This window comes from Pseudomonas aeruginosa, from assembly GCF_001457615.1.
In the GTDB taxonomy this organism is placed as follows: domain Bacteria; phylum Pseudomonadota; class Gammaproteobacteria; order Pseudomonadales; family Pseudomonadaceae; genus Pseudomonas; species Pseudomonas aeruginosa.
Genome location: NZ_LN831024.1, coordinates 2,755,923 through 2,771,124 on the forward strand (window position 1 = coordinate 2,755,923; position 15,202 = coordinate 2,771,124).

3 protein-coding genes are annotated in these 15,202 nt (G+C 69.3%); 2 read left to right on the forward strand and 1 reads right to left on the reverse strand.

Annotated elements, in window-relative coordinates; all coding sequences use genetic code 11:
- Positions 1-48: 48 nt before the first annotated feature.
- Complete coding sequence (pvdS, locus tag AT700_RS12850; protein ID WP_003116904.1) at positions 49-612, reverse strand: pyoverdine signaling pathway sigma factor PvdS; 564 nt, start codon at positions 610-612, stop codon at positions 49-51.
- A gap of 643 nt (positions 613-1,255) precedes the next feature.
- On the opposite strand from pvdS, the gene pvdG reads away from it, so the two are divergent.
- Both pvdG and pvdL read left to right on the forward strand, forming a co-directional pair.
- Positions 1,256-2,020 (forward strand): pyoverdine biosynthesis thioesterase PvdG, encoded by a 765-nt coding sequence (gene pvdG, locus AT700_RS12855; protein ID WP_003102981.1) that lies wholly within the window; start codon positions 1,256-1,258, stop codon positions 2,018-2,020.
- A 72-nt stretch (positions 2,021-2,092) separates the two neighbouring features.
- Complete coding sequence (gene pvdL / locus AT700_RS12860; RefSeq protein WP_048521084.1) at positions 2,093-15,121, forward strand: pyoverdine non-ribosomal peptide synthetase/polyketide synthase PvdL; 13,029 nt, start codon at positions 2,093-2,095, stop codon at positions 15,119-15,121.
- Positions 15,122-15,202 lie beyond the last annotated feature (81 nt).

The following is a 15,202-nucleotide window of genomic DNA, read 5'->3' on the forward strand; positions in this document are numbered from 1 at the left end:
GCGGACGCCAATAGAGAAACGGGCAGGCGTAATGCCTGCCCCTGTGTCTCAGCGACGCGCGCTCAGGTTCGCCAGATTGTCGCCCTGGCGCTCGGCGGTGACCTTGCGGCAGTGCACCAGGGCGTCGCGGATCATGAAGTTGACCAGGGTCGGCGAGACGCCCAGTTCCTTGGCGATGTCCTTCTGTGGCACGCCGTGCAGGCGGTACATCTCGAAGGCGTAGCGGGTGCGCTTGGGCAGCTCGGTGAGGGCATCCGCGATGTGTTCGAGGGTCGCGTAGTTGATGTGCGAGGTTTCCGGCGAGGCGCCCTGGATCACCACGTTCAGGCCTTCTTCCTCCGGCCCCGAGTATTTCTGTTCGAGCGCCTGCTTGCGGTAGTGATCGATGGCCAGGTTGCGGACGATCTGGAACAGGTAGCTGAGCTGTGCCTTGAACGACGAAGTGATCTGCGGCGCCGACTGGAGCCTGAAGAACGCATCCTGGACCACATCTTCGGCTCGCGAGCGGCAACCGGTAATGCGGGCGGCGATCTTCACCAGGATCGTACGGTTATCGACGAATGCCTGGAGGAGCGGGGTATCGCATCTGCGGGTAGACAGTTGTTCCGACATGGAAATCACCTTGCTGCGGAGGGGGCTGCAGAGCACTGGCGGTGGGGTAAGACCCACACATGGCGCAACAAATTATGTTGAATGATAATGATTGTCAATTACGAAGAAATAACCAATCTCACCTTTATTCGTGAATGGTCCGCATGCTGGCAAATAGCCGCTGCGAATGATGGAGGGGAGAAATTCTTCGGCGTTTCAGAAGGATGGCCGCGCCAATGTTGCAGTCATGCGTCGCAGACGAAATTTTTTTAATAATCTTTAGGAATCAGCTAGTTAGAAATCGTTATTGACCGCCTCGCCGCTCCTGCCGGCGTTCCGCGCAAGAACTGCGCTAAGGCGCTGCGACAACCGTTCCCGGCTGCTCCATGGCGTACATCGCTATCGCCGATGCGGCGATAGCGCCGGGCACAACCCATCAGAATGGATAGGGGTTGGCGTCCTTTCGCGCAATGCTCCGCGGTTGCCCGGAGATTGCGGTTACATGCGCTAATTATTTGCCGTTGTTATCCGTTCCCCTCTGTGACAGCGCGGGCAGGTGCCCGGCGCCCCGGCGTGCGCAGCAGGAGACGGAAATGCCGATCGATCATGGGAAAGCGCTCTGCCCCGGACGAGGGCCACGACAGCGGCGCAAGGAGGTCGGCAGGTGAGCCCGGCCGTTTCCCTGCAATTGTTCTGCCTGCCTTATTCGGGGGCCAGCGCCACGCTGTTCCGCCGCTGGCAGCCCAGCCTGCCGGGCTGGATCCGCTTGCTGCCCCTGGAATTGCCGGGGCGCGGCCTTCGCTTCGGCGAGGCCCTGCATACCGATGCCGCCAGCCTGGTCGCGCAATTGGCCGGCGAGCTGCACGGCACCCTCGATAGCGCTTCTCCCTACGCCTTCTTCGGCCACAGCCTGGGCGGGCTGCTGGCCTTCGAACTGGCCCATGCCATGCGTCGGCGCGGCCTCGAAGGGCCGCTGGCGCTATTCCTCTCCGGCGTATCCCCGCCCGCCGAAAACGATGTCAGCGGCTACCGGCGCGCCAAGGCCGACGCCGAACTGGTCGCCGCGTTGCGCGACTACCGGGGTACTCCGGAGGCCGTCCTCAACGATCCGTCGCTGATGCAGATGCTGTTGCCAGTGGTGCGAGCGGACTTTCTCGTCACCGGCAGCTACCGCTACCAGGCGCATGGGCCGCTGGAAGCGGCGCTGCACCTGTTCGGCGGACGCGAGGACAGCCTGCGCAGCGCCGAGTTGCTCGGCTGGCTGCATGAGGCCGGGGGCGACTTCACCCTCGACCTGCTCGACGGGCAGCACTTTTTCATCCGTGAACAGCAGGGGCAGTTGCTGCGCCTGCTGCGTCGCTACGCCGGCCAGCATCTGCTGCGCTGGCACAAGGACAAGGTCCGGGGAAGCATGCGCGCCGCCAGTTGAGGGGCGGCCGCGACGACTGTTTCCGGGACTCACTAGAACTCGATTGCAAGCCGAATTCAGGCAGGAAAACACATGATGGACGCCTTCGAACTTCCCACCACCCTGGTCCAGGCCCTGCGTCGCCGCGCTGTCCAGGAGCCCGAGCGCCTGGCGCTGCGCTTCCTCGCCGAGGACGATGGCGAAGGCGTGGTCCTCAGCTATCGCGATCTCGACCTGCGCGCGCGGAGCATCGCCGCGGCCCTGCAGGCCCATGCGCAGCTGGGCGATCGCGCGGTACTGCTGTTTCCCAGCGGCCCCGACTACGTCGCGGCGTTCTTCGGTTGCCTGTATGCCGGGGTCATCGCGGTGCCGGCCTACCCGCCGGAATCGGCGCGCCGCCATCACCAGGAACGCCTGTTGTCGATCATCGCCGACGCCGAGCCGCGCCTGGTCCTGACCACCGCTGACCTGCGCGAGCCATTGCTGCAGATGAACGCGCAACTGTCCGCCGCCAACGCCCCGCAACTGCTCTGCGTCGACCAGTTGGACCCGGCCGTTGCCGAGGCCTGGGACGAGCCGCAAGTGCGTCCCGAGCACATCGCCTTCCTCCAGTACACCTCCGGTTCAACCGCACTGCCCAAGGGCGTGCAGGTCAGCCATGGCAACCTGGTCGCCAACGAGGTGCTGATCCGCCGAGGCTTCGGCATCGGTGCCGACGACGTGATCGTCAGCTGGCTGCCGCTGTACCACGACATGGGCCTGATCGGCGGCCTGCTGCAACCGATCTTCAGCGGCGTACCCTGCGTGCTGATGTCGCCGCGCTACTTCCTCGAACGTCCGGTGCGCTGGCTGGAAGCCATCAGCCAGTACGGCGGCACCGTCAGCGGCGGTCCCGATTTCGCCTACCGGCTGTGCAGCGAGCGGGTCGCCGAGTCGGCCCTGCAGCGTCTCGACCTGAGCGGCTGGCGGGTAGCCTTCTCCGGTTCCGAGCCGATCCGCCAGGACAGCCTGGAACGCTTCGCCGAGAAATTCGCCGCCAGCCGCTTCGACGCGTCCAGTTTCTTCGCCTGCTACGGCCTCGCCGAGGCGACCCTGTTCGTCACCGGCGGCCAGCGCGGCCAGGGCATTCCCGCCCTGGCGGTGGATGGCGAGGCGCTGGCGCGCAACCGCATCGCCGAAGGCGAAGGCAGCGTGCTGATGTGCTGCGGCCGCAGCCAGCCGGAACACGCCGTGCTGATCGTCGACGCGGCGAGCGGCGAGGTCCTCGGCGACGACAACGTCGGCGAGATCTGGGCCGCCGGGCCGAGCATCGCCCACGGTTACTGGCGCAACCCGGAAGCTTCGGCGAAGACCTTCGTCGAGCGTGACGGGCGCACCTGGCTGCGCACCGGCGACCTCGGCTTCCTCCGCGACGGCGAACTGTTCGTCACCGGGCGCCTGAAGGACATGCTCATCGTCCGCGGCCACAACCTCTATCCGCAGGACATCGAACGCACCGTCGAGAGCGAGGTGCCGTCGGCGCGCAAGGGCAGGGTCGCGGCCTTCGCGGTCACGGTCGATGGCGAGGAAGGCATCGGCATCGCCGCCGAGATCGGTCGCGGCGTCCAGAAATCGGTGCCGGCCCAGGAGCTGATCGACTCGATCCGCCAGGCGGTGGCCGAGGCCTACCAGGAAGCGCCGAAGGTGGTGGCGCTGCTCAATCCCGGCGCCTTGCCGAAGACGTCCAGCGGCAAGCTGCAACGTTCCGCCTGCCGCCTGCGCCTGGAAGACGGCAGCCTGGACAGCTATGCGCTGTTTCCCGGCCTCCAGGCCGTGCAGGAGGCGCAGCCGCCGGCAGGCGACGACGAACTGCTGGCACGCATCGGCGAGATCTGGAAGGCCCGGCTGGGCGTGGCGCAGGTAGCGCCGCGCGATCACTTCTTCCTGCTTGGCGGCAATTCCATCGGCGCCGCCCAGGTGGTCGCCCAGGTGCGCGACAGTCTCGGCGTCGCCCTCGACCTGCGCCAACTGTTCGAGGCGCCGACCCTGCAGGCCTTCAGCGCCACGGTGGCCCGCCAACTGGCCGCCGGCCTGCCGGCCGAGGCACCGATGGCGCACCTGCCGCGCGGTGTCGACCTGCCGCAGTCGGCGGCGCAGCAGCGTCTCTGGCTGACCTGGCAGATCGATCCGCAGAGCGCCGCCTACAACATCCCCGGCGGCCTGCGCCTGCGCGGCGAGCTGGACGAAGCGGCGCTGCGCGCCAGCTTCCAGCGCCTGGTCGAACGCCACGAAGCGCTGCGCACGCGTTTCCTCGAGCGCGACGGCGCGGCCTTGCAGCGTATCGACGAGCGGGGCGAGTTCGCCTGGCAGTTCGTCGACCTCGCCGCGCTGGCCGAGCACGAACGCGCCGCGGCTGCCGCGCAGCGCCGCGAAGCCGAGGCGCAGCAGCCGTTCGACCTGGAAAAGGGGCCGCTGCTGCGGGTCAGCCTGGTGCGCCTGGACGAACAGGAGCACCAGCTCTGGGTCACCCTGCATCACATCGTCGCCGATGGTTGGTCGCTGAACCTGCTGCTCGACGAATTCTCGCGGCTCTACGCCGAAGCCTGCGGCGGCCAGCCGGCCGACCTGGCGCCGCTGGAACTGCACTACGCCGAGTTCGCTGCCTGGCAACGGCAGTGGCTGGACGCGGGCGAGGGCGCCCGCCAACTGGCCTACTGGCGGGAGCGCCTGGGCGACACGGCGCCGGTGCTGGAACTGGCCACCGACCATCCGCGCACGGCGCGCCAGGCGTCGCCCGCCGCGCGCTACAGCCTGCGGGTCGACGAAGCCCTGGCGCGGGCTATCCGCGAGGCCGCGCTGGACCATGAGGCGAGTGTCTTCATGTGGCTGCTGGCGGCGTTCCAGGCGCTGCTGCATCGCCACAGCGGGCAGGGCGAGATCCGCATCGGCGTGCCCAGCGCCAACCGCCAGCGCCTGGAGACCCAGGGGCTGGTCGGCTTCTTCATCAACACCCTGGTCCTGCGCGGCACGCCCCGGGCGCGCCAGCCGTTCGCCGCGTTGCTCGGCGAGGCTCGCGAGGCGACCCTCGGCGCCCAGGCCAACCAGGACCTGCCGTTCGACCAGGTGCTCGCGGCCTGCGGCCAGGGCGGCCAGTTGTTCCAGGTGCTGTTCAACCACCAGCAGCGCGACCTGTCGGCGTTGCGCCGGCTGCCCGGCCTGCTCGCCGACGAGCTGCCCTGGCACAGCCGCGAAGCCAAGTTCGACCTGCAACTGCAGAGCGAGGAGGACGCTCGCGGTCGCCTGACCCTGAGTTTCGACTACGCCGCGGACCTCTTCGACGAGGCCAGCATCCGGCGTTTCGCCGCGCAATACCTGGAGCTGCTGCGCCAGGTCGCGGAAGACCCGCAGCGCTGCCTCGGCGATATCGCCCTGGTCGACGCCGAGCAGGCGGCGCACCTCGCCGAATGGGGCAGCGCGCCCTGCGAGCCGGCGCGCGCCTGGCTGCCGGAGCTGCTGGAGCGGCAACTGGTGCAGTCCGCCGAACGCGTCGCCCTGGAGTGGGACGGCGGCAGCCTCGGCTACGCCGAACTGCACGCCCGGGCCAACCGCCTGGCCCACTACCTGCGCGACAAGGGCGTCGGCCCGGACGTGCGGGTAGCGATCTGCGCCGAGCGTTCGCCGCAACTGCTGGTCGGTCTGCTGGCGATCGTCAAGGCGGGCGGCGCCTACGTGCCGCTGGACCCGGACTACCCCAGCGAACGCCTGGCCTACATGCTCGCCGACAGCGGCGTCGAGTTGCTACTGACCCAGGCCCATCTGTTCGAGCGCCTGCCTGGCGCGGAGGGCGTCACGCCGATCTGCCTGGACAGCCTCAAGCTCGACAACTGGCCGAGCCAGGCACCGGGCCTGCACCTGCACGGCGACAATCTCGCCTACGTCATCTACACCTCCGGCTCCACCGGCCAGCCGAAGGGCGTGGGCAACACCCACGCGGCGCTGGCCGAGCGCCTGCAATGGATGCAGGCCACCTACGCCCTCGACGGCGACGACGTGCTGATGCAGAAGGCGCCGGTGAGCTTCGACGTGTCGGTGTGGGAGTGCTTCTGGCCGCTGGTCACCGGTTGCCGGTTGGTCCTCGCCGCCCCCGGCGAGCACCGCGATCCGGCGCGCCTGGTGGAACTGGTGCGGCAGTTCGGGGTGACCACGCTGCACTTCGTGCCGCCGCTGCTGCAACTGTTCATCGACGAACCCGGCGTCGCCGCCTGCGGCAGCCTGCGCCGCTTGTTCTCCGGCGGCGAGGCGCTTCCGGCGGAGCTGCGCAACCGCGTGTTGCAACGCCTGCCGGCGGTGGCCCTGCATAACCGCTACGGACCGACCGAGACCGCCATCAACGTCACCCACTGGCAATGCCGCGCGGAAGACGGCGAGCGTTCGCCGATCGGCCGACCGCTGGGCAACGTGGTCTGCCGCGTACTGGACGCCGAGTTCAACCTGCTGCCGGCCGGCGTCGCCGGCGAGCTGTGCATCGGCGGCCTGGGCCTGGCCCGTGGCTACCTGGGGCGCCCGGCGCTGAGCGCCGAGCGCTTCGTCGCCGATCCGTTCTCGGCCGACGGCGAGCGCCTGTACCGCACCGGCGACCGCGCGCGCTGGAACGCCGACGGCGTGCTGGAATACCTCGGCCGCCTCGACCAGCAGGTCAAGCTGCGTGGCTTCCGCATCGAGCCGGAGGAGATCCAGGCACGCCTGCTGGCGCAGCCGGGGGTGGCCCAGGCGGTGGTGGTGATCCGCGAAGGCGTGGCCGGCAGCCAGTTGGTCGGCTACTACACCGGCGCTGCCGGCGCCGAGGCGGAAGCCGAGCAGAACCAGCGTCTGCGCGCCGCGCTACAGGCCGAACTGCCGGAATACATGGTTCCGGCACAGTTGATGCGCCTGGCGCAGATGCCCCTCGGCCCGAGCGGCAAGCTGGATACGCGGGCGCTGCCGGAGCCGGTCTGGCAGCAGCGCGAGCACGTCGAGCCGCGGACCGAGCTGCAACGGCGCATTGCCGCGATCTGGAGCGAAGTGCTCGGCCTGCCGCGGGTCGGCCTGCGCGACGATTTCTTCGAACTCGGCGGGCATTCCCTGCTGGCCACCCGCATCGTCTCGCGCACCCGCCAGGCCTGCGACGTCGAACTGCCGTTGCGCGCGCTGTTCGAGGCCAGCGAACTGGAGGCCTTCTGCGAACAGGTCCGCGCAGCCCAGGCCGCCGGACGCACCGACAGCCACGGCGCGATCCGCCGCATCGACCGCGAGCAGCCGGTGCCGCTGTCCTACTCGCAGCAGCGCATGTGGTTCCTCTGGCAACTGGAGCCGGACAGCCCGGCCTATAACGTCGGCGGCCTGGCGCGCCTGAGCGGGCCGCTGGACGTGGCGCGCTTCGAGGCCGCGCTACAGGCCCTGGTGCTGCGCCACGAGACCCTGCGCACCACGTTCCCCAGCGTCGACGGCGTGCCGGTACAGCGCGTACATAGCGATGGCGGCCTGCACATGGACTGGCAGGACTTCTCCGCGCTCGACCGCGACAGCCGCCGGCAGCACCTGCAGACCCTCGCCGACAGCGAGGCGCACCGTCCCTTCGACCTTGAGAGCGGGCCGTTGCTGCGGGTCTGCATGGTGAAGATGGCCGAGCGCGAGCACTACCTGGTGGTGACCCTGCACCACATCGTCACCGAAGGCTGGGCGATGGACATCTTCGCCCGCGAACTGGGCGCGCTCTACGAGGCCTTCCTCGACGACCGCGAATCGCCGCTGGAGCCGTTGCCGGTCCAGTACCTGGACTACAGCGTGTGGCAGCGCGAGTGGCTGGAGAGCGGCGAGCGCCAGCGCCAGCTCGACTACTGGAAGGCCCAGCTGGGCAACGAGCATCCGCTGCTCGAACTGCCGGGCGACCGGCCACGCCCGCCGGTGCAGAGCCACCAGGGCGACCTCTACCGCTTCGACCTGAGCCCCGAGCTGGCCGAGCGCGTGCGTCGCTTCAACGCCGCCCGCGGGCTGACCATGTTCATGACCATGACCGCCACCCTTGCGGCCTTGCTCTACCGCTACAGCGGCCAGCAGGACCTGCGTATCGGCGCGCCGGTGGCGAACCGCATCCGCCCGGAGAGCGAAGGGCTGATCGGCGCCTTCCTCAATACCCAGGTGCTGCGCTGCCGGCTCGACGGACAGATGAGCGTCGGCGAGCTGCTGGAGCAGGTGCGGCAGACCGTGATCGATGGCCAGTCGCACCAGGACCTGCCGTTCGACCACCTGGTGGAAGCCCTGCAACCGCCGCGCAGCGCCGCCTACAACCCGTTGTTCCAGGTGATGTGCAACGTCCAGCGCTGGGAGTTCCAGCAGACCCGGCAACTGGCCGGGATGACCGTCGAGTACATCGCCAACGATGCGCGGGCGACCAAGTTCGACCTCAACCTGGAGGTCACCGACCTCGACCAGCGCCTCGGCTGCTGCCTGACCTACAGCCGCGACCTGTTCGACGAACCGCGCATCGCGCGAATGGCCGGACACTGGCAGAACCTGCTGGAGGCGCTGCTGGGCGACCCGCAGCGGCGCATTGCCGAATTGCCGCTGTTCGCCGCCGAGGAGCGGAAGCAACTGCTGCTCGCCGGCACGGCCGGCGAGGCAGGGCTCCAGGACACCCTCCATGGCCTGTTCGCCGCCCGCGTGGCGGCCAGCCCCCAGGCTCCGGCGCTGACCTTCGCCGGACAGACCCTGAGCTATGCCGAACTCGATGCCCGCTCCAACCGTCTGGCGCGCGTCCTGCGCAGTCACGGCGTCGGCCCGGAAGTGCGGGTCGGCCTGGCCCTGGAGCGTTCGCTGGAGATGGTCGTCGGCCTGCTGGCGATCCTCAAGGCCGGCGGCGCCTACGTGCCGCTGGACCCGGAATATCCGCTGGAGCGCCTGCAATACATGATCGAGGACAGCGGCGTACGCCTGCTGCTCAGCCACGCGGCGCTGTTCGAGGCCCTCGGCGAGCTGCCGGCAGGCGTGGCGCGCTGGTGCCTCGAGGAGGACGGCCCGGCGCTGGACGCCGAGGACCCCGCACCGCTGGCAGCGCTGAGCGGGCCGCAGCACCAGGCCTACCTGATCTATACCTCCGGCTCCACCGGCAAGCCGAAGGGCGTGGCGGTCTCCCACGGCGAGATCGCCATGCACTGCGCCGCGGTGATCGAGCGCTTCGGCATGCGCGCCGAGGATTGCGAACTGCACTTCTATTCGATCAACTTCGACGCCGCCAGCGAGCGCCTGCTGGCCCCGTTGCTGTGCGGCGCCCGCGTGGTGCTGCGGGCCCAGGGCCAGTGGGGCGCGGAGGAAATCTGCGAGCTGATCCGCGCGGAGGGCGTGAGCATCCTCGGCTTCACCCCGAGCTACGGCAGCCAGCTCGCCCAGTGGCTGGAGAGCCAGGGCCGGCAGTTGCCGGTGCGCATGTGCATCACCGGCGGCGAAGCGCTGACCGGCGAGCACCTGCAACGGATTCGCCAGGCCTTCGCCCCGGCGTCGTTCTTCAATGCCTACGGACCGACCGAGACGGTGGTCATGCCGCTGGCCTGCCTGGCTCCCGAACGACTGGAGGAGGGTGCCGCCAGCGTGCCGATCGGCAGCGTGGTCGGCGCGCGGGTCGCCTACATCCTGGATGCCGACCTGGCCCTGGTGCCGCAGGGCGCGACCGGCGAACTCTACGTCGGCGGCGCCGGCCTGGCGCGCGGCTACCATGAGCGTCCGGCGCTCAGCGCCGAGCGCTTCGTGCCCGATCCCTTCGCTGCCGAGGGCGGCCGCCTGTACCGCACCGGCGACCTGGTGCGCCTGTGCGACAACGGCCAGGTGGAATATGTCGGCCGCATCGACCACCAGGTGAAGATCCGTGGCTTCCGCATCGAACTGGGCGAGATCGAGGCGCGCCTGCTGGAGCATCCGCAGGTTCGCGAAGCGCTGGTCCTGGCGCTCGACAGCCCGAGCGGCAAGCAGTTGGCCGGTTATGTCGCCAGCGCGGTGGCCGAGCAGGACGAGGACGCCCAGGCGGCGCTGCGCGAGGCGCTGAAAACGCATCTCAAGCAGCAATTGCCGGACTACATGGTGCCGGCCCACCTGCTGTTGCTCGCCAGCCTGCCGCTGACCGCCAACGGCAAGCTCGACCGCCGCGCGCTGCCGGCGCCCGACCCGGCGCTCAACCGGCAGGCCTACGAGGCCCCGCGCAGCGTGCTGGAGCAGCAACTGGCCGGGGTCTGGCGCGAGGTGCTGAACGTCGAGCGGGTAGGTCTCGGCGACAACTTCTTCGAACTGGGCGGCGATTCGATCCTGTCGATCCAGGTGGTCAGCCGCGCCCGCCAGCTCGGCATCCACTTCAGCCCCCGCGACCTGTTCCAGCACCAGACCGTGCAGAGCCTCGCCGCGGTGGCCCGGCACAGCCAGGCCAGCCAGGCCGAGCAGGGGCCGGTGCAGGGCGACAGCGCGCTGACGCCGATCCAGCACTGGTTCTTCGACCTGCCGCTGGCGCGCCGCGAACACTGGAACCAGTCGCTGCTGTTGCAGCCGCGGCAGGCCATTGACCTCGGTCTGCTGCGCAAGTCCCTGCAACGCCTGGTCGAACAGCATGATGCCCTGCGCCTGGCGTTCCGCCAGGTCGACGGCGAGTGGCTGGCGCAGCATCGTCCGCTGCACGAACAGGAACTGCTCTGGCACGTTCCGGTGCAATCCTTCGACGAATGCGCCGAGCTGTTCGCCAAGGCCCAGCGCAGCCTCGACCTCGAACAGGGGCCGCTGCTGCGCGCGGTGCTGGTGGACGGCCCGGCCGGCGAGCAACGCTTGCTGCTGGCGATCCACCACCTGGTGGTGGACGGGGTGTCCTGGCGGGTGCTGCTGGAGGATCTGCAACAGGTCTACCGTCAGCTCGCCGAGGGCGCCGAACCGGCGCTGCCGGCCAAGACCAGCGCCTTCCGCGACTGGGCCGGACGCCTGCAGGCCTACGCCGGCAGCGAATCGCTGCGCGAGGAGCTGGGCTGGTGGCAAGCCCGGCTGGGTGGGCAGCCGGTCGAGTGGCCGTGCGACCGCCCGCAGGGCGACAACCGCGAGGCGCTGGCGGAAAGTGTCAGCCTGCGGCTCGACCCGCAACGTACCCGGCAATTGCTGCAACAGGCGCCGGCGGCCTACCGCACCCAGGTCAACGACCTGCTGCTGACCGCCCTCGCTCGCGTGCTCTGCCGCTGGAGCGGGCAGCCGTCGACGCTGGTGCAGTTGGAAGGGCATGGCCGCGAGGCGCTGTTCGACGATATCGACCTGACCCGCAGCGTCGGCTGGTTCACCAGCGCCTACCCGTTGCGCCTGACCCCGGCGCAGAGCCCGGGCGAGTCGATCAAGGCGATCAAGGAACAGCTCCGCGCGGTGCCGCACAAAGGCCTCGGCTACGGCGTGCTGCGCTACCTCGCCGATCCGGCGGTGCGCCAGGCGATGGCCGCGCTGCCCACGGCGCCGATCACCTTCAACTACCTCGGACAGTTCGACCAGAGCTTCGCCGACGCCCTGTTCCAGCCGCTGGACCAGCCCACCGGGCCGATCCACGACGAGCAGGCGCCGTTGCCCAACGAGCTGAGCGTCGATGGCCAGGTCTACGGCGGCGAGCTGGTGCTGCGCTGGACCTACAGCCGCGAGCGCTACGACGCGCGGACGGTGAACGAGCTGGCGCAGGCCTATCTCGCCGAACTGCAGGCGCTGATCGAGCATTGCCTGGAAGACGGCGCCGGCGGCCTGACCCCGTCCGACTTCCCGCTGGCGCAACTGAGCCAGGCGCAACTGGACGCCCTGGCGGTGCCGGCCGGCGAGATCGAGGACGTCTATCCGCTGACCCCGATGCAGGAAGGGTTGCTGTTGCACACCCTGCTGGAACCGGGCACCGGCATCTACTACATGCAGGACCGCTACCGGATCGACAGCCCGCTCGATCCCGAGCGCTTCGCCGCCGCCTGGCAGGCGGTGGTGGCCCGCCACGAGGCGCTGCGCGCGTCGTTCGTCTGGAATGCCGGCGAAACGATGTTGCAGGTGATCCACAAGCCCGGTCGCACCCGCATCGAGTTCCTCGACTGGAGCGAACTGCCGGAGGACGGCCACGAGGAACGCCTGCAAGCGCTGCACAAGCGCGAGCGCGAGGCCGGCTTCGACCTGCTCGAACAGCCGCCGTTCCACCTGCGCCTGATCCGCCTGGGCGAGGCGCGCTACTGGTTCATGATGAGCAACCACCACATCCTCATCGATGCCTGGTGCCGTGGCCTGCTGATGAACGACTTCTTCGAGATCTACGGCGCCCTCGGCGAAGGCCGCCCGGCGAACCTGCCGACGCCGCCGCGCTACCGCGACTACATCGCCTGGCTGCAACGCCAGGACCTGGAGCAATCGCGACGCTGGTGGAGCGAGAGCCTGCGCGGCTTCGAGCGGCCGACCCTGGTACCCAGCGACCGCCCGTTCCTCCGCGAGCACGCCGGCGAGAGCGGCGGGATGATCGTCGGTGACCGCTACACGCGTCTGGACGCCGCCGACGGCGCGCGCCTGCGCGAACTGGCGCAGCGCTACCAACTCACCGTCAACACCTTCGCCCAGGCCGCCTGGGCGCTGACCCTGCGCCGCTTCAGCGGCGAGCGCGACGTGCTGTTCGGCGTCACCGTGGCCGGGCGTCCGGTGGGCATGCCGGAAATGCAGCGCACCGTCGGCCTGTTCATCAACAGCATCCCATTGCGCGTGCAGATGCCGGCCGCCGGCCAGCGCTGCACGGTGCGCGAATGGCTGAACCGGCTGTTCGAGCGCAACCTGGAGTTGCGCGAGCACGAGCACCTGCCCCTGGTAGCCATCCAGGAAAGCAGCGAGCTGCCCAAGGGCCAGCCGCTGTTCGACAGCCTGTTCGTGTTCGAGAACGCTCCGGTGGAAGTCTCGGTGCTGGACCGCGCGCAGAGCCTGAACGCCAGTTCCGACTCCGGGCGTACCCACACCAACTTCCCGTTGACCGTGGTCTGCTATCCGGGCGATGACCTCGGCCTGCACCTGTCCTACGACCAGCGCTACTTCGAGGCGCCGACCGTCGAGCGCCTGCTCGGCGAGTTCAAGCGCCTGCTGCTGGCCCTGGCCGACGGTTTCCACGGCGAACTGGAGGCCTTGCCGCTGCTCGGCGAGGACGAGCGTGACTTCCTCCTCGACGGCTGCAACCGCAGCGCCCGCGACTACCCGCTGGAGCAAGGCTACGTGCGGCTGTTCGAGGCGCAGGTGGCGGCCCATCCGCAGCGCATCGCCGCCAGTTGCCTGGAACAGCGCTGGAGCTACGCCGAGCTGAACCGCCGGGCCAACCGCCTCGGCCACGCCCTGCGCGCCGCCGGCGTCGGCATCGACCAGCCGGTGGCACTGCTGGCCGAGCGCGGCCTCGACCTGCTCGGCATGATCGTCGGCAGCTTCAAGGCCGGTGCCGGCTACCTGCCGCTCGACCCCGGCCATCCGACCCAGCGCCTGACCCGGATCGTCGAGCTGAGCCGCACGCCGGTGCTGGTCTGCACCCAGGCCTGCCGCGAGCAGGCGCTGGCGCTGTTCGACGAACTCGGCTGCGTCGACCGGCCGCGCCTGCTGGTGTGGGACGAGATCCAGCAGGGCGAGGGCGCCGAGCACGATCCGCAGGTCTACAGCGGGCCGCAGAACCTCGCCTACGTGATCTACACCTCCGGCTCCACCGGACTGCCGAAGGGCGTGATGGTGGAGCAGGCGGGCATGCTCAACAACCAGTTGAGCAAGGTCCCGTACCTGGAACTGGACGAGAACGACGTGATCGCCCAGACCGCCTCGCAGAGCTTCGACATCTCGGTCTGGCAGTTCCTCGCCGCGCCGTTGTTCGGCGCCCGCGTGGCGATCGTGCCGAACGCCATCGCCCACGATCCGCAGGGCCTGCTGGCGCACGTCGGCGAACAGGGCATCACGGTGCTGGAAAGCGTGCCGTCGCTGATCCAGGGCATGCTCGCCGAAGAGCGCCAGGCCCTCGACGGCCTGCGCTGGATGCTGCCCACCGGCGAGGCGATGCCGCCGGAACTGGCGCGCCAGTGGCTCAAGCGCTACCCGCGGATCGGCCTGGTGAATGCCTACGGGCCGGCGGAATGCTCCGACGACGTGGCGTTCTTCCGCGTCGACCTGGCCTCCACCGAGAGCACCTACCTGCCGATCGGCAGTCCCACCGACAACAACCGCCTGTACCTGCTCGGCGCCGGCGCCGACGACGCCTTCGAACTGGTGCCGCTGGGCGCGGTGGGCGAGCTGTGCGTGGCCGGCACCGGCGTCGGTCGTGGCTACGTCGGCGATCCGCTGCGCACCGCCCAGGCCTTCGTCCCGCATCCGTTCGGCGCGCCGGGCGAGCGTCTGTACCGTACCGGCGACCTGGCGCGGCGGCGCGCCGACGGAGTGCTGGAGTATGTCGGGCGGATCGACCACCAGGTGAAGATCCGCGGCTTCCGCATCGAGCTGGGCGAGATCGAGGCGCGCCTGCACGAACGCGCCGACGTCCGCGAGGCGGCGGTGGCGGTGCAGGAAGGGGCGAACGGCAAGTACCTGGTGGGCTACCTGGTTCCCGGCGAGACACCGCGTTCCAGCGCCGACTCGCCGGCCGGACTGATGGTGGAGCAGGGCGCCTGGTTCGAGCGGATCAAGCAGCAACTGCGCGCCGACCTGCCGGACTACATGGTGCCGCTGCACTGGCTGGTGCTGGACCGGATGCCGCTCAACGCCAACGGCAAGCTCGACCGCAAGGCGCTGCCGGCGCTGGACATCGGCCAGATGCAGAACCAGGCCTACCAGGCCCCGCGCAACGAACTGGAGGAAACCCTGGCGCGGATCTGGGCCGAGGTGCTGAAGGTCGAGCGGGTCGGGGTGTTCGACAACTTCTTCGAACTCGGCGGGCATTCGCTGCTGGCCACCCAGATCGCCTCGCGGGTGCAGAAGGCCCTGCAACGCAACGTGCCGCTACGGGCGATGTTCGAATGCACCACGGTGGAAGAGCTGGCCAGCTACATCGAGTCCCTGGCCCCGAGCGAGATCAGCGAGCAGAAGGCCGAGCGCCTGAACGACCTGATGTCGAAGCTGGAAATGCTCTGATCGGATCCGGCCGCCGAGCCCTTCGCGGGGGGCGATGAAAATGGCCGGAAGGGAATGTTCCATACTCCCTTCCGGCCATTC